At 38.1% G+C, this 20,374-nt stretch carries 16 protein-coding genes and 2 pseudogenes; 12 read left to right on the top strand and 6 right to left on the bottom strand.

Annotated elements, in window-relative coordinates:
• Nucleotides 1-14 precede the first annotated feature (14 nt).
• Nucleotides 15-1,628 (top strand): 2-hydroxyglutaryl-CoA dehydratase, encoded by a 1,614-nt coding sequence (locus AC3WT9_RS03705; RefSeq protein WP_341378778.1) that lies wholly within the window; start codon nucleotides 15-17, stop codon nucleotides 1,626-1,628.
• A gap of 92 nt (nucleotides 1,629-1,720) precedes the next feature.
• Nucleotides 1,721-3,310: an alkaline phosphatase family protein gene (locus AC3WT9_RS03700; protein WP_341378779.1), complete on the top strand. Its 1,590-nt coding sequence runs from the start codon at nucleotides 1,721-1,723 to the stop codon at nucleotides 3,308-3,310.
• A gap of 400 nt (nucleotides 3,311-3,710) precedes the next feature.
• On the opposite strand, the gene AC3WT9_RS03695 is transcribed toward AC3WT9_RS03700, so the two are convergent.
• Nucleotides 3,711-4,571: a DUF421 domain-containing protein gene (locus AC3WT9_RS03695; RefSeq protein ID WP_341097686.1), complete on the bottom strand. Its 861-nt coding sequence runs from the start codon at nucleotides 4,569-4,571 to the stop codon at nucleotides 3,711-3,713.
• Between the two features lie 205 nt (nucleotides 4,572-4,776).
• On the opposite strand from AC3WT9_RS03695, the gene AC3WT9_RS03690 reads away from it, so the two are divergent.
• From AC3WT9_RS03690 to AC3WT9_RS03665, 6 genes are all read left to right on the top strand, one after another.
• Nucleotides 4,777-4,983: a DUF1657 domain-containing protein gene (locus AC3WT9_RS03690; protein WP_341093526.1), complete on the top strand. Its 207-nt coding sequence runs from the start codon at nucleotides 4,777-4,779 to the stop codon at nucleotides 4,981-4,983.
• A 1,410-nt stretch (nucleotides 4,984-6,393) separates the two neighbouring features.
• Nucleotides 6,394-6,786 carry a hypothetical protein gene (locus AC3WT9_RS03685; RefSeq protein ID WP_341378780.1) on the top strand — a complete coding sequence of 131 codons (393 nt, stop codon included), beginning with the start codon at nucleotides 6,394-6,396 and terminating at the stop codon, nucleotides 6,784-6,786.
• Between the two features lie 562 nt (nucleotides 6,787-7,348).
• Nucleotides 7,349-8,026: a hypothetical protein gene (locus AC3WT9_RS03680; protein ID WP_492407331.1), complete on the top strand. Its 678-nt coding sequence runs from the start codon at nucleotides 7,349-7,351 to the stop codon at nucleotides 8,024-8,026.
• Nucleotides 8,001-9,962, top strand: a complete 1,962-nt coding sequence (locus AC3WT9_RS03675; protein WP_492407330.1) for a TnsB C-terminal domain-containing protein — start codon at nucleotides 8,001-8,003, stop codon at nucleotides 9,960-9,962. The genes AC3WT9_RS03680 and AC3WT9_RS03675 overlap by 26 nt, the downstream gene beginning before the upstream one ends.
• Nucleotides 9,963-9,976: 14 nt before the next feature.
• Nucleotides 9,977-10,954 carry an ATP-binding protein gene (locus tag AC3WT9_RS03670; RefSeq protein WP_492407329.1) on the top strand — a complete coding sequence of 326 codons (978 nt, stop codon included), beginning with the start codon at nucleotides 9,977-9,979 and terminating at the stop codon, nucleotides 10,952-10,954.
• Between the two features lie 34 nt (nucleotides 10,955-10,988).
• Nucleotides 10,989-12,605, top strand: a complete 1,617-nt coding sequence (locus AC3WT9_RS03665) for a hypothetical protein (protein ID WP_492407328.1) — start codon at nucleotides 10,989-10,991, stop codon at nucleotides 12,603-12,605.
• Between the two features lie 154 nt (nucleotides 12,606-12,759).
• Here AC3WT9_RS03665 and AC3WT9_RS03660 read toward each other — a convergent pair whose 3' ends face one another.
• Nucleotides 12,760-13,233, bottom strand: a complete 474-nt coding sequence (locus AC3WT9_RS03660) for a helix-turn-helix domain-containing protein (protein WP_492407327.1) — start codon at nucleotides 13,231-13,233, stop codon at nucleotides 12,760-12,762.
• On the opposite strand from AC3WT9_RS03660, the gene AC3WT9_RS03655 reads away from it, so the two are divergent.
• Complete coding sequence (locus AC3WT9_RS03655) at nucleotides 13,232-14,227, top strand: DGQHR domain-containing protein (protein ID WP_492407326.1); 996 nt, start codon at nucleotides 13,232-13,234, stop codon at nucleotides 14,225-14,227. The genes AC3WT9_RS03660 and AC3WT9_RS03655 overlap by 2 nt on opposite strands.
• Nucleotides 14,228-14,424: 197 nt before the next feature.
• Nucleotides 14,425-14,598 carry a hypothetical protein gene (locus AC3WT9_RS03650; protein ID WP_492407325.1) on the top strand — a complete coding sequence of 58 codons (174 nt, stop codon included), beginning with the start codon at nucleotides 14,425-14,427 and terminating at the stop codon, nucleotides 14,596-14,598.
• 230 nt (nucleotides 14,599-14,828) lie between these two features.
• On the opposite strand, the pseudogene AC3WT9_RS03645 reads toward AC3WT9_RS03650, so the two are convergent.
• Together AC3WT9_RS03645 and AC3WT9_RS03640 are read right to left on the bottom strand one after the other, a co-directional pair.
• Nucleotides 14,829-15,099, bottom strand: a pseudogene (locus AC3WT9_RS03645) (IS66 family transposase).
• A 148-nt stretch (nucleotides 15,100-15,247) separates the two neighbouring features.
• Nucleotides 15,248-15,388 carry an IS66 family transposase gene (locus AC3WT9_RS03640; RefSeq protein WP_492407324.1) on the bottom strand — a complete coding sequence of 47 codons (141 nt, stop codon included), beginning with the start codon at nucleotides 15,386-15,388 and terminating at the stop codon, nucleotides 15,248-15,250.
• A gap of 1,085 nt (nucleotides 15,389-16,473) precedes the next feature.
• Here AC3WT9_RS03640 and AC3WT9_RS03635 point away from each other — a divergent pair.
• Nucleotides 16,474-16,608 (top strand): annotated as a pseudogene (locus AC3WT9_RS03635) (IS200/IS605 family transposase); the annotation flags it as partial.
• Between the two features lie 120 nt (nucleotides 16,609-16,728).
• On the opposite strand, the gene AC3WT9_RS03630 reads toward AC3WT9_RS03635, so the two are convergent.
• Nucleotides 16,729-17,820 carry a HAMP domain-containing sensor histidine kinase gene (locus AC3WT9_RS03630; RefSeq protein ID WP_492407323.1) on the bottom strand — a complete coding sequence of 364 codons (1,092 nt, stop codon included), beginning with the start codon at nucleotides 17,818-17,820 and terminating at the stop codon, nucleotides 16,729-16,731.
• The gene (locus AC3WT9_RS03625) at nucleotides 17,810-18,487 is read right to left on the bottom strand and encodes a response regulator transcription factor (RefSeq protein ID WP_492407322.1); all 678 of its coding nucleotides are present in this window, start codon (nucleotides 18,485-18,487) and stop codon (nucleotides 17,810-17,812) included. Before AC3WT9_RS03625 ends, AC3WT9_RS03630 begins: the two co-directional genes overlap by 11 nt.
• 131 nt (nucleotides 18,488-18,618) lie before the next feature.
• Here AC3WT9_RS03625 and AC3WT9_RS03620 point away from each other — a divergent pair, with 131 nt between their 5' ends.
• Complete coding sequence (locus AC3WT9_RS03620; RefSeq protein WP_492407321.1) at nucleotides 18,619-20,172, top strand: alpha/beta hydrolase; 1,554 nt, start codon at nucleotides 18,619-18,621, stop codon at nucleotides 20,170-20,172.
• Nucleotides 20,173-20,374 lie beyond the last annotated feature (202 nt).

Raw genomic sequence — 20,374 nt, 5'->3', positions numbered from 1 at the left:
GGAGTGAACAAGTTATGGCTGTGGAGAAGAAGACGCTTGAGGACGAGCTCCGATTGTTTCAGGAAGAACAGGAAAAGGCGCTCGGTCTGGCAGCAAAGCATCAGTGGTTTGATCCCGTTCCCCGCCGTTTTTTGGCCAAAGACAAAGCGATTACAACCATTCTGTTCGGCGGGCTGACGATGGCTCATGATTATTTGGTAGAAGGCGCTTTGGCGGGGCTGGGCTACCGGGTGAAGCATATGGACTGCCCGGATAGTGATTCGCTTCGATTCGGCAAGGAGTTCGGGAATCGCGGACAATGCAATCCGACTTATTTTATGGTTGGAAATTTGATTAAGTACCTGCATCATCTCCGCGACGTGGAAGGGAAATCCAAGGAAGAGATCATCGGAAATTACATGTTCGTGACCAGCGGATCATGTGGCCCCTGCCGTTTCGGCACGTATGTCACGGAATACCGGAAAGCGTTGCGCGATGCGGGGTTTGATGGTTTTCGCGTTCTCTTGTTTCAACAGACCGACGGTTTGAAACAAGCCACCGGCGGTGAATCAGCCCTTAAATTGGATACTTCGTTTTTTGTCAGCTTCCTGAAAGCGGTCCTGCTGGGGGATATCCTAAACGCTCTCGGTTACCGCATCCGTCCCTATGAAGTGGAGGCGGGTTCAACCGACGCCGCCCTGGAGCGCTGCAAGCAGTATTTGCAAGATGCCTTAAGCCGGAGAAAAAACTTGATTCCAGCGCTCATCCGATGCCGCAAGGATTTGCAAGCCGTTCGGGTAGACCGGACGAGGGTGCGGCCGAAGGTAAGCATTATCGGCGAGTTTTGGGCGATGACGACGGAAGGGGACGGAAACTATCAATTGCAGCGGTTTCTGGAAAATGAAGGGGCCGAAGTTGAAGTCCAATCGGTTACCGCCTGGATCCTGTTCCTTATCTGGGCAGGACGCTATGATACCCGAAAGCGGATGAGCTTGCGGGAGGTGGATTCCGGACGTCACGGATTAAAAGGGAAAAATCCCGCATTAACGCTGCGCATGTTAACTCTTGCCGATTGGGGGATTCGGGCGATTTTCCAGACATATGCCAGAATGATCGGCTTGCGCGGATATCATTTACCTGATATGGAGGAAATCGCCAAGGTTGCGCATGACCATTACAACAACCAACTGCGTGGCGGTGAAGGCCATATGGAAGTGGGCAAATTGATTCTGAACGTGGTCAAACGGAAAGTCAACATGACCATCTCCGTCAAGCCTTTCGGATGCATGCCGTCTTCGGGCGTATCGGACGGAGTCCAATCCTTGATCACCGAGAGATACCCAGACGTGATCTTCCTCCCGATCGAAACGACCGGGGACGGAGCGATCAACGTTTATAGCAGGGTGCAGATGATGCTGTTTAAGGCCAAACAGGCGGCAAAGAAAGAACTCGACGAAGCACTGACGAAGAAGGGGTACACGGAGGAAATGCTGCCCAAAGGATCAAAGTTTACCAATCCGCTGCGCGCAACTCGCCACTTCGTGGCTTGTACGGCCGCAAACGCAGTATACGACATGCCTATAGGATTGTTCAACCGGTTTTTCTTCCGAACCAAGAAGAGGGAACTGGGAAATGTAAAGCATAGTTGACCATTGGAAGGAAATAGGGAAGAGTGATGTAAAGCGCAATCTATACGGCTCTTCCCTCCAATTAGGAAAAATCTTTATAAAGGGGGATTCCTATGATTGCAAGAGGGAAAATGGCCAGTATTCTAGCGTTAAGTCTATGTTTGCTTGTTACCGGCTGTGGGGAGGAAACCGGCGAAAGGACTAATCAACTGAACGCCAAGTCAAACATTAAGGTAAAGCAAACCGCCAAACCTGTGGTATTGATCATAATTGATTCTTTAATGGACAAGTCTCTGCAAAAAGCGATTCAAGAAGGCCGCGCACCCGCAATGCAGTATCTGCTCAAGAACGGGCAATATTTTCCGAGGGTCGTTAGTTCGTTTCCCACGATGTCCGTGACAATTGACAGCTCGTTATTGACAGGAACGTATGCGGATCGGCATCATGTGCCTGGACTCGTTTGGTATAACAGCAAAGAAAACCGCATGATTTTCTACGGCAATGGTGCCAAGGAATCGCTTAAGATCGACCAACTGCAGGTCTTTATGGATGCCGTTTATCAGTTAAATCAAGTTCAATTGAATAAAAAAACGAAAACGATACATGAAGAGTTAGCTGATAAAGGGAAAGACTCCGCATCGATCAATACCGTGATTTTCAGAGGAAAAACGGAGCATGCCTTAACTGTGCCGCGATGGATCGCGTACAGTACGCGTCTGCCGGAACAACTCAAAGTAACGGGACCGAAATGGTTATCCTATGCGGCGCTTGCGCGACAAGACCCTAAGAATGAACGAAATACTCGGGTCTGGAAAAAATTAGGAATGAATGACGAATTTTCGGCGCAAGAGATCGTATTTCTTATTAAACAAAATAAACTTCCGAATGTTACCATTGCTTACTTTCCGGAAAATGATAATACCCTTCATAGAAAGGGCCCTTCCGAGCTGGAGGGAGTCGAGAAAGCCGATCAAGCATTGCAAGACGTGCTGAACGCTTACGGTTCATGGGAGCAAGCTTTGAATAAAGCGACATGGATCGTCATGGGTGACAGTGCGCAAAGCTATGTATACGATGATCGTGACATATCCATTGTTGATTTAAGGCCGCTTCTGGACCGGTACCGCATAGCGAAATTAAGTGAACCCGTAAGGCCCGAAGAGGACCAAATCGTGATTTCCGCTAACGAACGGATGGCCTATGTCTATGCGATAGATTCCAAGTTGGAGTTATCCGACATGGTGAAGCTTTTGAAAAACGAGGACAAGCTCGACATCATCGCTATGAAAGATGATAAAAACATTCATGTTACTTCAGGGAAGAGCGATAAAATGTTTTCTTATCGTCCCGGAGGGAAATACGTGGATGAATATGGGCAGTCGTGGACATTATCGGGTGCCCCTAAGATCGCGGATATTTCGATAACAAACAACCGGATCAGTTATGGAAAGTATCCTGACGTTCTCGCGAGATTATATGGGGCCATGCATTCTCATGAGGGTCGATACGTTATCGTTACAGTGAATCCCGGTTATGAAATCGTCGGTGAAAGTTCCCCTACTCACATCGGTGGAGGTGCCCATGGTTCACTGCATGAATTGGATTCCGTTGTTCCATTAATCGTATCCGGAACGAATACCCGGCCTAAAACACTACGAATAGTTGATATCAAAGACTGGATTCTTAAATTGGTGAACGGATAAATTCAACATAGATGGTCCATGGGAATGGGGCCCTCCACTGATGGCACTAGCCGTAATGGATACGATCCAGGCACATCCCATGGATTCGTATCTGGATTTTACATAATTACGGCAAGAATGGATATTTTAATTGATGTAAATTATCATTAGAGGAACGTAACATGAAACTATGGATTCCCCCAATGGAAGCGCAGAAACCGAAGCAACCGATGAAATGTCAACACTGCATATGGGGGCGCTGGGACGCTCTCAAACAATTTCGCTCTAAAATTAACTGCATTAAAGAGCAATGAATGAGCATGTACCTTACATGCTGAAGGAACCGGGAATGGAAAAAACTGCTTAGGTGTGAAAGAATAACCGGTTCTTTCTTATTTTTTTGTATGAGGTTTGTAGCACATCAACTTTGGATTAAAGGCTTTAAAACTTTCAAAGACGCTTGCAATTGCTCTGAGCATTGTTCATACATTTTTTTAGCTCTTTCATTCTCCGTCGACAAACTGAACATTTCCAGATCAGCTTCGCATTTTTTGAGCAAAGCATATAATTGTGGTTTATCTTGTGGCTTTGGAACTTTAAAGTTATCGGCATACAAATCGACCGTCAGCTCACCGTAAGAATCAACTTGACCGAGAAATACATTTTCGACAGTTAGCCCCATTTTCTCTAGAGCTCCATCAAGCCAGCTGCGAGTCAGATTTAAGGTATCTAACGGTTTATCTAATACTTTTCCATCCATAATGACGGCTTGTGACTCTTTTTCTGGAGCAACTTTGATACCGAGATGTTTTGGTGTAAGCGGCTGATTCTCCCTCTTAAGCAGAACATTAATCGCTCCATCAGACTCCATAATCGCAAATTCCACCTCAGATATATTGAATACATCTTTTTTACGTAGCTCTTCCAATAAATCATCTGTTGTTAAACGTTCCTTTTTCATATGATCTTCGAGTATTTTTCCGTCCTTTATTAGAACGGCAGACTTAAAGTCAATGAAGTCTCTTGCTTTTTTACTCTTCATCTTTAGATATTCAATCCCTAAAGAACAAGCGATCCATACAATCAGTGCAATGAGTCCTAAATGCCAATACTTATCCGTATCCAAAGAAATATAAGCAGCTAAGCTGCCGACGGTTATCCCCGTAATATATTCGAAGAACGAAAGCTGCGATACTTGTCTCTTCCCCAGTAATTTAGTTAAAAAGAAAAGCACAACCACAGCAAAGAGTGTTCGTACTATTACCTCCAACCACTCCGGCATCACAATTTTCCTCCTTTTTTGAATCAACCCTTGTTTATTAACACTCATTATTTGTCAAAAGAGGTCCATTCAATCCTAAATCAAGCTACTTTTTTATGGAAATCGGTTAACGTGAAACGCTTGTATTTTTTTCCTGCATAACTAAGTTATAGTTGAGACAATAGGAAACGTCATGCAAAAATTCAAAATAGAGGAGAGAAACTTAATGACAGTAGCCTCACAGGTAAAAACATGTTTATCTTCTTTAAAAGGTGCTCAAGCGAGCCTTGAGCAATTTGCACTTGAAACACAAAACGAAAGTGCAAAAACTTTATTTACAAATGCAGCTGAGCAAACACAACAAATCCTAGCACAGGTTGAAAATCGGGTAACCGAATTAGAGTCTGAAGAACCTCAATACAAAGGCTTCTAGCTATCATTTGAACAATCAAAGGGGTCTTAAAGCTAGCAACTGAACTGCGACCCACAAGATGTACACTTTGAAAAAAAGTGGCCTTCTTGTGGGTCATTTGTGTTTTAATCTAAATAACAAGTTATGAACGGAGAAGTTTACCATTGAAGAACGAATAACGTATACACAGAAACAATTGGAACAATTAGGGAATAATCCAAATGTCCTGCGAGTTGCTGAAAAGACGATTACCTATTCACCAGCATTTAAGGTATCAGCAGTACAAGCCAATCAAGCAGGCATGTTTCCTATCGGCAAAGATATTCTTTTTGTCAAAGGATACGAACAAATAACAAAAGCAATGCCAATAAGAGTCCCTTCGAACAACATTTTATCCAACCGGGAATCTGTCGATGCGATCGAACATTGGATGGTATATACCGCATCCGGAAATCGGTGCCATCATAATCGATACGTGCATCGGATATCAATAAATGAGCAATGTCTCTTAACGAATTACCGGTCTTCAGACCGCTTGGAACAAATTGAAGTGAAGAGAATGTGACTGTTACGCATTCCGAAACTTACTATGAATTAACTATGCTTTACACGACACCGGACGCCTAGGATTTGGAGGCTGCGGTGGAGTCGATCAGCTGGACGTCTTCCAGGATCGCTAATGCATATGTCATGACTACACACTCTGGGCGGAACTGTTCGATGACCTGGAGTACCAAAGAGTGAAGCAGGATCACAAACCTAATGGAGTATTCCTGTCAACGGTGTGGATCGTAATCCCATAACTTCATGCAATTTGTTGGCGAATACAAACCTGTAATATTCGAAACCATGCTGTTTCTAGGTGGGAGCGAAACTGAGTTGGTCGGCAGATGGACAAATGAAGCTACAGCCATAATAATGCACGATATACGCTATCAGAGCTAAGACCTGAGTTAGCCCCAAAGCGTGACGAAGTGAAGGACCGGCAGCAATAGCTGGTTCTTTTTTGTGCCGGCTAAATGCTGGTTTTTGTATCTTTTTAATCCAATTAACTGTGTCTGAGTTGTAAAATTTTTTAGTCAATTTGGTAAAATAAAGTTATTTTAGGAATATGTATGTGTCTAATTAATTGACCATAGGAAAAAGGAGAGCTATAATTGGTATAAACTGGTATATTGAGGAGTGGAGTGGGAATATGCTATAAGCTTCATTCTCATTAGATAATTGGACAGCAATGATTGAGGTAGCAGACAAACTTTTCGGAATGATAGCAGTGTTGCATGCGACAAGCCCACAAGGGAAAGAAGCCAAAAAGCTGAAACGATCTTTGGTTTATTATTTTGGCTTCAGTCTTTGTGCGAATGGTATATCCTTACATAAATTGGGGGATTTTATAGTACTGCAAGAGATTGCATAAAACGATATGCAGATTTGAGCTGGGTTAAGCTTGAGGACGAAGAGTCTCTAGCCGAAATCGAATACTACAAGAGTATTGCCGTTGCGAATGCTTTTGTTATTGATTTGCTTGAAGGAAATAAAGAAGTATTGCCAGAATACGTGAGTTTCCTAAAGGCATGTGACAGGGAAGAATTGACCGCTGGCTTGTTAAACATCTTGGACTCGGCTTTGAAATTCAGTTACTCAGTGGATTGGGCTTTGGAAGAGTTACAGGGTGGTGTGGAGAAAGCTAATGATAATTCACCTGCTGTGGATGTTCGCTACTACGTAGAATATATTCATCTGTTATCCATTTACTTATTTAAACGGGGGAAAACAGAATATGCAGTAAACCTAACATTGGAAAATATCATATTAAGTAGTTAACTTGGAGATGAAACTGTAGAACGACATAAAGTTGCATACCCTACAAAGCCTGATTCTATAAGGCTTTTTTTATATTTGGTATGCAACTTTGTGTCATAAATTCATGACACAAAGTTGCATACTCGCTAGGAGAATGACACAAAGTTACATACTCGCTAGGAGTAATGACACAAAGTTACATACTCACTAGGACTGCCTATTTAAAAATTGCCAACCCGATTAGTGGGCTTAAAACTCTCCATTAAACTATTATTTGATTTAAAGCTGTTTTAGCTTAAAGTCTATACATTAAATTTGACTATTTTAGCTCACTTATCAAATTAATAAATAATATGTAATGTTTTTCACTTGTATATACTGTTCTTTCTCGTTATTAAACAGTTTTCATTTATGTTAATTTCATTGAATGGCTTAACTCTAAAACATTATGTTCATACATTCTAATGTCGTAAAAAATATATATTCGATAAAATAAGTGAATATTCGACAAAGGAAATATTCATTAAAAGGGGAAATTATTTATACGCGCTTTTTTTCAACAAAAATTGAGGAAGTGAATAATTTGTACACACCAATTTATGAAATGAAAAATGAAATGGGTATGAATAGATTTAATGTTCTTAGTAAAAGACTTAAGCGAGAGATACGTTTATATAATGAACTTCAATATGATCACTGGGTTTTAATAGAAACTAATCTTGAAATTAGTGATTATTGCGAAAGACCTTTAAAAATAGTTGTTTCAGTAGCCGGTGAAATAATTGAGACTATATTTGATATGTGGATTTATCATAATAATGAAGAAGAGTTCAGATGCATTAAATATTCATATGAGATAGACTCTAATCACCCTCGTGCAAAAAAAAATGCGATAAAAGAACTTTACGCACAACAAATTTGGTGCAAACAAAACAATAAAAAACATCGAATATTAACAGAAAGTGATATTAGAAACAACTCGTTGTCTCTAACAAACAAAAAAATTATTTTCCCCTACTACCTTCCTCTTCATGAAATAAAAATCGACCTCTTTGACTTAATTAAGCAAAAAACATTAAATGCCAAATTAACGATACGTGATTTAGAAAACTCGATATCCACTTCATTCCATCCTGCTACTATTCGTAATAGTATTTATGCCCTTATATACCATAATGTCCTTCTTTGCGATCTAGATAATCAATTAATTACAAGTTTATCGGAGGTGACACTGAATGTCTCACAAGCGATTAAAGAATAAAGTGAATCTCGATCCAAAATACCTGGACATCTCCAATTGGCCTATTGTAAATATAATGCAACTCCAAACACAAGAACGAGAAATATATTTGAAGCGTGAAAAAGCCGTTATGTATTATATGCAAAGTGAACTTACTTTGGCAGAAATAACGGAAGCCACTGGAATTAGAAAGGCAGAATTGAATACTTATGTAAATAAATGTCTGGAATTCGATCCTGTAACGAATATTATTTGGGGATTTAGGGCTTTAATCCCTCATAAAAGAATTTCTAAATATACAAGAAAAGCTCTAACGACTTCTAAAGGTAAAGAAGATCTTAAGTTTAACGGAGCTTTTAGTGCACTTATGAAGAAGCATCCGGAAATAGAAAAAAAAATCATTTCAGCTTACTTAAGACGAAAAAGCAAAAAATCACCTATGCCTACACTTAACGGGGAAGGAATACATCAGTATTTCCTGAAGCTTTGCGAAAAAGAAGGTTTAGGAATTCATGATTATCCCTTTAATACAGAAGACAAAGGTTTACGATCATTGTATCGATTTTTCAAACAAATTGAAAAGACTCATTTTTCCGAAGGTGCCAGACTTTATGGGGATACTGCAGGCAGACAAGCAACATGGATAAACGAAAAGAGTGAGGATACATTACTTCTAAAAAGACCATACCAACGTGTTCAATTTGATGGTCATAGAATTGACGCAATCTTCACCATCACTTTTATGACACCTGAAGGAGACTTTATCACCGAAGTTCTTGATCGAATCTGGTTACTTGTAATTGTTGATGTGGCCACGAGATCAGTCCTAGGTCATCATATTAGTGTTAACAAAGAGTATAACTTAGATGATGTCCTATGTTGTATTCGGAACGCAATTGTACCGTACAAGAAAATAAACTTTACCATTCCTAATATATCTTACAATGCTCAAGGCGGAATACCCTCTGCAGAAATACCAGAGACCGCATGGGCCCTTTGGAATGAATTCAGCATTGATAATGGAAAGGCGAACATCGCTAAACTTGTAACAGATCGGTTACATGAAGTGGTAGGTTGTACTATTAATCCCGGACCGGTTAGCACACCAGAATTGAGAGGAATTATTGAGCGATTGTTCAGAACATTAGAGATCTTAGGTTATCACAAACTAGTAAGCACCACTGGAAGTTCTCCCTCAGACCCACTTAGAAATAATCCAGAAAAAAAGGCTAAAATGTTTGATATTTCATTTAATGATCTTGATGAGTTAACACATGTACTATTATCTGATTACAATGGGATGCCCCACAGTGGTATTAGAAACTTTGCACCTCTACAGCTAATGCGCCAAAGAATAGAAAGAGGAATGGAACCAAGAATTTTAGAACCTGATAAAAGAAACAAAACAATTTTCTTCATGCTGCAGACCAAAAGAACAGTTAATGGAAACATTAAAGAGGGGAAACGTCCATTCGTTCATTATATGGGGGTTACTTATAAGAGTGAGGTTCTCTCGAATAGTCCACATTTAATTGGAACCGAATTAACTCTACTTATTAATATTGAGGATATCCGAACTCTGAGAGCTTTCTTACCAGATGGAAGCGAATTTGGATATTTGAGAGCTCTAGGTGCTTGGGGACTAACTCCCCATTCTCTCAGGACAAGAAAAGCTATTAATAAACTAAAGAAAGAACGAAAAATCTTCTTTAATAATTATGAAGATCCTTTTGAAATTTATCATGCCTATAAAGCCGAACAAGCAAAAACGAGAAAACGAGAACGAAATCAGCTTGCGCAATTACAAAGGGAATTAAATCAAGCCGAAGAAAATCATAATGAACCAGATGAGAAGTACCAGGAAGCACATCAAACCAGCATAACACCTGAAAGTATTTTCAAAAGTGAACTTGACGATGATGATGATGATAGAGTCTTTCGTACCTTGACCTTTTAAGGAGGATAAGATAAATGAATCCTGAATTTTCAGAAAGACCCTATTTGCCACAAAAAACACACCCAATAGAGACAGGTAATTATTTTATTGGAACAAAAGAAGTGAAGAAAATGTATAAAAACATTAAACAATGGATCGAAAATCGGGCTCCCGGTGGTATCGCTTATGGTAGGCCTAGATTAGGTAAGACATGGGCCATCAATTACTTAGAGAAAGCACTGCCAGTAGATTTTGGAGAACAATTACCTATTTTAAAATTCAAATGTAATCAAAATACGAGAATTAATGAAAATTCCTTCTATGAAGAATTGCTATTACAATTCGGACATGATCTTCCTTATTCTGGTCGAAAGACAATGAAGAGTGATCGTTTAAATAAATTTCTCCAAGAGAAAGCAGAACGAGCCGGAAGCAGAAAACTAATACTATTCATCGACGATGCTCAACGTCTGGTAGCCCTTCAGTACAATGTATTGATGGATATATATAATCACTTGAAAGATCACGGAATTAGTATGACAGTCATTCTAGTAGGGCAAGAGGAATTAAAGCATGCAAGGTCAGGCTTTATAGCAGCAAAGATGAGTCAAATCGTTGGACGCTTCATGGTACATGAATATAAATTCTCAGGAGTTACAACCAAGGAAGATCTCCTTACATGTTTAATTGGATATGACTCTTTATCTGAATATCCTGCTAATAGTGGGTGGTCATTTACAAGATATTTTTTTCCTGATGCTTACGAACAAGGATTCCGCTTAGAGAACTGCATAGATGATCTTTTTTCAACCATTGATAATTTAAGAAAAGAAAAAGGTATAAACAAACCATTAGAAATTCCAATGCAATATTTAACACTAACGATTGAATACGTCTTTAAAAAATATGGCGTACAAGGAAAAAATGTTCCGCACATATCAACCGTTCATTGGCTAGATGCTTTGGGGAAGTCAGGTTATATCGAAAATGAACTATACAACGATATTCTTTAGTTTAATATAATTTAAAAGTAGGAGACCAAAAAAAATGATTCCTGATATCTCAAAATATATCAGTATTCCAGAAGGTTCATTAACATGGGATACAAATTGGATTAGTGAGTTTGAGTCACCATGGTCAATTTTTGAAAAGTTGAATTATACTAATTTGTTCGTGAAAAAGGATTACTTTAATTTATTTAGTACTGTTAAAAAGGGAGATAGAGTAGGGAACAGATTCAATCTTTATTTATTATCTGCTTTTGATAATGATTCTATGAAAAGAAAAATTGGGTTTTCACTCAAAGAATATAATCAAAGTGTTATGAATAGTTTATCTGGTTTTTTACAGAACGGAACGGTGGAATACTCAGGGAGTCAAATTAATAAGTTTCGATATTGGAAAAACTCATTAACATTCTGTTTAGAGTGTTTGAAAAATGGACATCACAGCATTTTACATCAATTTGGACTATTCAATTTTTGCCCTTATCATTTGACTCCTTTAATTGATCATTGTCCATCCTGTCTTCATCAATACCCTTACGAGATACCAGATCCTAAACATTTCGAGTCACCTTATACCTGTATTTGCGGGTACAGATATAAAAGTGTTGTAAAGGGTAGCCTATCAGAAGAATGGAGCAACTATACCAGCCAGGACATAATAGATCCTATGGTCAAAACGTGGCTTCACCTAAATGAAGATGAACAACAGGTTTTCAAAACATTTTATTTATCTCCGCATACTTCGGTAGTTGAAACTCCACAAATCTTAAGCTTCCTATTGAGCCTTTTAAACAAAAACCAGTTCAACTCACAAATTGATGGCCAAATCTCGACTACTAACACTTCTCGTTATATAACTCATTTAAAGAGTAATGAAGTGATAGGTACTACTAATCGAATTGCTTCAGAACATTACTCTAAATATTCATTATTGGTTGATAATATAATAGTTGACAAAACCGATCACTTCGAAAAAAAACTAAAAAAAGACCTCATTAATACCAAAATCCATACAATCAGTAGCATTTCTAAACATTTAAGAAATACTATTCTCAAAGAACATAAATCATGTATACACCGTTACGTTAATGTTATTAAAGACGAAAACAGTCAAGAGTCATCTATTTGCCCCTTTGCATATGCATACGTGAAATGGAAACAATATTTAATGGGACTAGAGCATTACTATGATGTTGATAACAAAAAAATTAGTGCACACGAATATCATCAAAATCTTGCATTATTTGGTCCTTTCGAAAACGATCCCATCGTAGATATTATAGTAACTTACATGCGATCTGTTCCTGTTAAAATTAATCATCATTCGCAATTAAATTGGTTAGTTTCACATTTGACTGGTTTTTTTAGTCTTAAGTATTTTAGACGGCTTTTATATAACCCTTCGGAAAGGTTCAAGTTAAATGATGAATTTCAACTTCATAATGTAATATTAGCTTTTAAACTTCCCCAAGATGATTTCAATGAATTCCAAATGTTTTGGGGAAAAGAAAATTCAGAACATGAATTACTTTCTAAGATCGTTTGTCCATATGCTTCGATAAGGAAGAGACGGAAAAAAACTAGTGAAAAATCATATCACCCAATGAAAGTGGCTATAGAAAACTATAATAGAGCTATAAATATATATAGTAGATAGGAAAGGACGATTGACTGAACACTTGGAATACTTAGACTCATTAAATTGCTTATCCTACCTTAACAATTTCAATTATTCATAATAAAAAAATGAAACCCAAGGTTTAAAATGACCTGGGTTTCTGATAATCCATGGATCTCATTTTGCGATGAGATCATTTTTTTATTAAGCCAATTGCTTCTTTAACTATTCGAGAAACAGTTTTTAAGTCATCAATATGTAGATTCATAATCATTATATTTACTTTTTCAATCAATTCATTTTTCTCTGCGTTTTTTTGTTTTTTGGAGGTTGTAAACAAATCATAAGGAGATATTTGAAGTGCTTCGGCTACTTTCATGACAGTCTCAAGTGTAATATTAACTTCTCCTCGTTCCATTTTTCCAATATAAGAAGGATCAATAGACAAAATTTCTCCCAACTTTTCTTGAGTTAAATTAGCTGCTTTTCGATGTTGCCTAATTTTGTTCCCTACTTCAATTGAAAATCCAGACATTCCCTCACCTCTCTTTAAGAGTAGGTAAGATAAGAAATACTTTGAAGAGTGCTTTACTACCTTTTTCCATTTGATAAAAGGACATATAACACCTATCATAAAATAAATAAATGCTAAAGGAGAATTTAACATGACCCTATTACCCCAACAACATGTCCTAGAAAATATACTTCAATCCAAAATGAGAGGGAAAGTAACTTATTCCGGGAATTTATCTGCATCTTCAGCACTTCAACTAACTTATGTGAAACCATTCGACCACCCCTCTGGAAAGGGTTATCAAAGACCTGTCGATAACAAACGATGCAATGATTTTGCCATGTATTTATCAAAGGGAGAAAACTCTCTGTTTACTCCTATTCTTATAAATGCAGAATCTCATTGGGAGTTTAGTCCATATGATAAAAACCGGCCAACTTTTGGTCGATTATTATGTAAAAACAAAGCCTCTCTTATGGACGGGCAGCACCGGCTAGGTGGGATAAAACGTTATACTCAAGATACAAATTCAGATATGCAAATACCATTTTTAGCATTTCATTACTTAGATGAAGATGAAGAAATTCAATTATTTGATACTATTAACACTAAAGCAAAGGGGATAGGAGCTTCGCTAAGCAGATATCTTCAAAGAGATTTTGATGATAATAGTTGGATTGCTACAGAACTAATCACACGAGGCGATAGCCCCTTTCATTTTATTGGAAGTTTAACAGGAAAACGAAATGCCGGTAGACATGTAACTTTACAAAATTTATATAAAATCCTGGAGATCCTTTTTAAATCTAACCCTATGTCCCTTCTTACAAAAGAGGAAAAATTGATGCTAGTTCTGGTCTATTTTAATGGCATCAAAGAATTATTTAACAAAGAATGGCTGGACTACAAAGAATATCGGATAACACACATAGTGTGCCTCAATGCAATTGCATTTGCTGGAGCTGAGCTTTTTGTAAAAGTTGTCAATGTTGAAAAGAAACACATTGATTATGGACAGATTATTAAATATATTCAAAGGATCAAAGGATTGGAGTGGTCTTCTAATGGACCCTTTAAATATATTAAAGGATTGAGTGGTTCAAAAACATTAGCTATTGATTTAACATCATTGATGAAAATATCTTAAATTTCGCTACCGAATTGATTTTGGTTGTCATTATAAAACAACAGAAAAAGTTCAATTATATTTATAAGATCTCAACTATATATTTCTAGATGCTAAGTAAACTCACTCACGAAAAGAGATTTGTGTAAAGATACTTTGTATAACGTTATAGACTTTCAATTAATATTTTACATTAGGATAACTCAGGAGGCTTGTCCATGAAAATTATGCTTTCCCGTATTGCTAAGAAACTTTTAAATCGGGAGTATGAACAAGAAACTGATTTGTTTAAATCAACGATTTCACTTTCTGCAATGCCCTTCGAACGTTTCATACTTGAAGCAGAGGCAAAATCCGCTATCATCCTATATTCACGAATATTACAAATATAAGACCTCTGATTTGTATATCGCTAAATTTAGAGACAAATACAATATAAACGTAATTGTTGTTGTAGATCTTTATGAATTTAAAAAACGGGCGGACAAAAGCATGAAACTCCGCTTATTTTACGCAGCCGGTGAGGTTCCATCGTTTCTGAGCCTTGGATATATCAGTGAAAAGAATTGTATGTATATTTATGATAGTAAATCCCAACAAGAACGAAGCTGGCATGGTTCTATTATGTTGATTCAATTAAAAGAACTCTGTAGACTCTTAAATACGGTTTAATCGCCCGTTCGCTGCGGTTATTGTCGATCTCTAGTCGACCTCCTTCAGGAAAGCGTTCAACTCTCCCATTGATTTAGGCAGTAGCTAGTTGCTTGACCCAGTGCACTCTTGGGCAAGACGCGAGACAATTGCTGACGCAGCCATGCCGAAAAAGCATACAGAATCGGACGGCTGCGCTGCCTTCGGACGTTCTTTCGTTCTTCTGGTGTCGCCTCCTTCAACTCTCACTTCACCACGAACAATTGATTACAGAGCGTAAGCCTCGCTGCACGGCCGCTCTAACTCGGGCTTTTGAGGGGGGGCAAGGCTTTCAGCGCTTCATCAAACTTGCGGCGAAAAGGAGCTCAGCACCCGACAGGGTCACTAGGACTACCTTGTGGAGCCAAGGTATCCATCTTCTTGTAGGTATCCGCTGAATCCAGCCAGAAATTTTCGAGGATGCTCCCCGCCACACTTCGGGCGGTATTCGTGTAACACGATAGGCAGTCCACTGCATGCTGCCCGGTACAACCACAGGTACGACTGTGACTCGGCGGACTTTAGAGGTCCCGCAGCACTTGCAGCTTCGTTTCGTTCGCATCAAGATCTCCTGCTTCAGTAAATGTTCCTTCATTCGCTCAAATAACAGCGTCAGCTACTGTTCTGCCCGTACATCATCCAATTTACCAACGTTTGGTGCGAGAGCGTAAGTTTCAATCGGGCAAACTGCTGCTCTTGACGATAAAGCGGCTAGCTCTCAACATATTTTTGGGTCATGATAGGTAAGGATCTCTTGCTAATCATGATTTGATTGTAAAATTTAAACAAGGAAAGCCGATAATTGATTTATCTTCATGATATCAGGATACTGACCGTACATTAACATTAATACAGATTTAATATCATTTTGCTCTACTGTATCTTGCATACAATAACCTCCCGTGAAAAAACACCTCTGCAAGTTGCGTTTGGTTTGATCGGCACCATAGCTTAAATTAAGCTCCCCCTCTACTGAGCAGGCTATCCCTAGTACCGTTACGTTGGCCGGACAGAAGTATCATCATCCCCGATGCTGATCATGGCGATTCATCCCACCGTAAGATGATTCTAGCCGGGATGTTTTCGCTTATGCCGTTAAAGTGGCTATCGTGGCGCTTTCGCTATATTGCTTCTACTGTAACAGAGGCAAAGGGATGTACTTGCAGAGGAGATATTTAAGTGTCAGAAAACTAGTAGGTAAACATATGGACAAAAAAATCACCTATAAAATATATGGGTAGATGACAAATAGAAAAGCAACTCAATAGTTGTGTTAAGGGTTCTTAAAACTGATTTTGAATTCTGAGAAAAAAAGAAAGGCTCTCTGTAAATAAACAGTGAGCCAATTAAAATTTGGTATACAAGTTTTAGAATTTCGAGTTTCTGGCGGGCAGTTAGAATCAATGGAAACACAAAGATATTCGGATGAATATGATGGGATTTTGGTAACATATCCAGTAAATAATCGTACACATTTGCATATTGCTTTCATATGGAATTGGCTGGTATTAAAGCAGAATTAAGATGCCAAATTTGACGAAAAACAAGCTTTGGCAGTTACGGAACTACAATTTTGAGCAGAAGGATATTATTTAAGCAATGCAGGTCTGATTAATGCCGCGGTAGCTAAATACATCCATAAACAAGAAGAACACGACCAAACCGTAGATAAACTGAGTGTTAAAGAAAACGAAGATTCACTTAGTGATTAAAAATACAAAAAGAAATAAACCCGTTTAACGGGTGCTCCTAATTTTGCATTTCAACATAGAATCAATTAATTGAAGTATATAAGTCAACAACTATAAAACCAATAGAAAGTCACCCAATAATCACTTTAAAGGTAAAACTATTTCAAATGTTGTACCTGCTGCATCAGATTTCAGAATTCGTATATTTCCACCATGTAGCAGTATTATTTTTTGAGTAATACTTAAGCCTAAACCATTTCCATAAGTAGAGTGCGAGTCATCAGCCTGGAAAAACTTATCAAATATATATTTTTGTTTTTCAATGTCGATACCAGGTCCATTATCACTGACAAGGATACAGACTTCTTTATCAGACGAATTTATTTGGATATGAATTTTCGCATCCTTAGGAGAGAATTTGATTGCATTATCCAGTAAGTTGATCCAAATCTGACTGAGTAAGTCTTCATTTGCCTGGATCATAATTTCTGGAGAATCTAACTGGAAATTCACATTCTTTACGGACCATTTTTGATCCATTAATATGACTGCATGTCTTATCTGCTCGCTTAAATTAATCAGTTCCTTTTCTGCGATAATGGATTGATTTTCAATTTTGGATAAGTTAAGTACATTTGTTGCCAATTCAGTTAGGCGTTCTGACTCACTGATGATGATGTCAAGATAATCATTCCGCTCTTGCATAGATAAATTTGTTCGCTTCAATATCTTGGCAAAACCTTTTAACGATACGATTGGTGTCTTGAATTCATGAGAAAAATTATTAACAAAATCAGCCCGCAGCATTTCAAGGCTTCCTAATTCATTTGCCATGTGATTAAAGCTTTGATTTAACTTCTTTAGTGCTCTTGGTCCCTTGAGTTGAATGCGTACAGCAAAATTACCTTTAGCCAGTTGTTCGGAGGCGTAAATGATTTGCCGAATCGGAGCAAGCGGGATACGACTGAAAACTAATGAAGCAACAAGGCTAACCAGCACGCTGACTGTTACAAAGTAGGCCAGTAACCATGCGCCTCCAGAATCGGGATCAGGCATTAAAAGTCCAGTGTGGACTAGAGCGATAATGATAAGCAGTGCAATAAATATTGAGATCAGTAAGATAAAAAGAACAATAAATGAAAACATAATGGTTAATCCAAAGCCGCCGTTTAAAATATTTTTTTTGTCTTTTTTGTCTTTTTTGTCTTTTTTGTCTTTTCTATTAGTCCACATGTTTTACCGCCTTATAACCAATTCCTCGAATAGCAATAATCTCGAATTCAGGATAATCCTTGAGTCTTTTTCTTAAGCGATTGACATGAACATTTACTGTTACATCTGTTGTTTCTGAATCCATGCCCCAAATTTCATCCATCAATTGTAGACGTGTAAATATTTTATTTGGTGAGGAAAGCAGCTTATAAAGCAAGTGAAATTCCTTTTGAGGCAATGTCTTAATATTATCTCCTCGGATAACACTTAAAGAGTCGTAATCGAGAGTCACTTTGCCGAAGCTGATTTTTCGTTCCGTAAAGATCTGGGATCTTCTTAACAATGCCTTAATGCGAAGCAGCATTTCATCCTCTTCTGCAGGCTTGACCAAATAATCATCAGTTCCCGCTAAAAAACCTTTGCGTTTATCAAAAGGAAGCTGTTTTGCTGTGACCATTAGAATGGGAATGTTGTTCCCGCTTTCTCTAATCATATGCGTTAATTCTAATCCATCTAATTCAGGCATCATAACATCGATGATAATTAAATCGACATGCTGCTGCTCCATAAAGTCTAAAGCTTCAATACCATTGCCAGTAAGAAATACGTCATAACCTTCGCTGCTTATAACGGCTTTCATCCATTTAGCTGTATTAATATCATCTTCTGCGATTAAAATTTTTATCAATGTAATTGTCCTTTCAAAGAGAACTGTTGTACTCCCTATAAGTCATCCTGTTTATTTGTAGTTTATCGTCTAATGCTATAATTATTCAAGTGAAAGGCATATAGCATATACTTGGATTGGAGTGAAAAATATTGAAAAAAAAACTAATGGTAATGATGCTTGCTACTGTAATAGGTATCCAACTGTATACACCATTAACATCCGCGGATGATTCAAGCAGTAAACAAATCTTAGCTCGTGCAGTTGAAGATGGAACTCGGGCAAAGTCTATTCTTACTCTTACGAAAGCATATGAGAAGGAACAGTATAATCAAGTGAACTTGTATTACAGCTCAAAATATTCACCGGCTTTTGATAATTATAAGAATGGAAAGATTAGTGCTGAGGAGTTCAATAATATCTTAAATGAGTTTGAAATTATTCTTAATGCTACTAAGCCTGTAGTAAACCCGGAGAGTCTAAAAGTCTATATTTGGCCAGAGGGGAAGATGCCAAAAGTTACTGAATACAATTCAAATCCCGACGGACTTTATTTCGATCCCCCCGAGTTTAAACCCTATATTGTGCCTTACTTACTGGATAGTAATGAGAAACCAAAAGGTGCAGTCATAATTAATGCCGGAGGCGCCTTAATTTTTAGAAGTGACGAAATTGAGGGGGACGCGTATGCCAAATATTTTAATAGTAAAGGTTACCAGGCATTCGTGTTGAACTATCGTGTTGCTCCTTATACAGAGACTGAAAGCGCCCTCGACATGCAAAGATCAATCAGATATATACGGAATCATGCTGAAATGTATAACATTAATCCTGATAATATCATCTCTGTTGGATCTTCCGCAGGCGGACTGGTTGCACTAGACGCTGCTAATGAAATGTATGGAACTATTCAACCTAACCGGTTTATTAAAAGTTATTTACCTGATAATGTTGATGTAGAATCGGCTGATGTTAAAGGGATAATTAGTATGTACGGTAGCTTCTATCCTAATTATTTTGCAAAGAAGGATCAAAAAATTTATAATCCTGCGTTTCCACCAACTTTTTTTGCTGTAGGAAACAATGATTTTATTGGAATCAATAAAATCATAATGAGCAATGCACAGCTTCTGATGAGCAAGAACGTCCCGGTTGAGCTTCACGTTTTTGAGGACGCTCAGCATGGCTTTGGTTTAGGAATAGGGAATCAAGGTGTAGAGCAGTGGCCTGAGATGGCCACTGCATGGATGGATAAAATTATGAAAAAAGAGACGAAAGTATTTAATGATATTGAGGGCAATAGGGCTTTGGATTCTATTCATAAGCTCGTATCTGCAGGTGTGATTTTGGGAGATAGTGGAAGCTTCCACCCGAATCAATGGATTAAGGTAGCGGATTTTGTAACCATGCTCGACAGAGCGCTTAATATCGGAATTGACAATACGAGCAAGGGAAAATGGTATGATTCCTTCATGGAAGCTGCTGAAAAAACGGGACTACTTAGGGGAATTGCAAGTAACATCGATCCTACGGGAAACTTGACTATTGAACAAGCAAAGAGGATTATTTTCAATGGGCTTGAGTATATGAACAAGAATGTAAGTACAATAACTGATATTTTTAAGGATATCAATAATCAAAATCTAAAAAGAGATGACGCTGCAATTATCATTAACCGTTATCTGGAAACAATACGTGCAAAATAACGGTGGGGCACAATTCCTTTCAAAAGACATTTTCTCTTGGTGAGAAGATGTCTTTTTGCGTTATATGTTATCAAAAGCCGGCTAACTGCAAAAGATCAGTCAGAAAACCGAAGGTAATGCGCATAAGTATCCGCTACCATATAGACGAGGAGTGATTTGAACGAATAAGGAGTGCTTAACGATAAAAAGTGCTTATAAGCAG

It is taken from the genome of Paenibacillus sp. EB106-06-01-XG199, from assembly GCF_058791575.1.
Note: the sequence above shows the minus strand (reverse complement) of the source record. Positions and strands in the feature narration are given on the sequence as shown.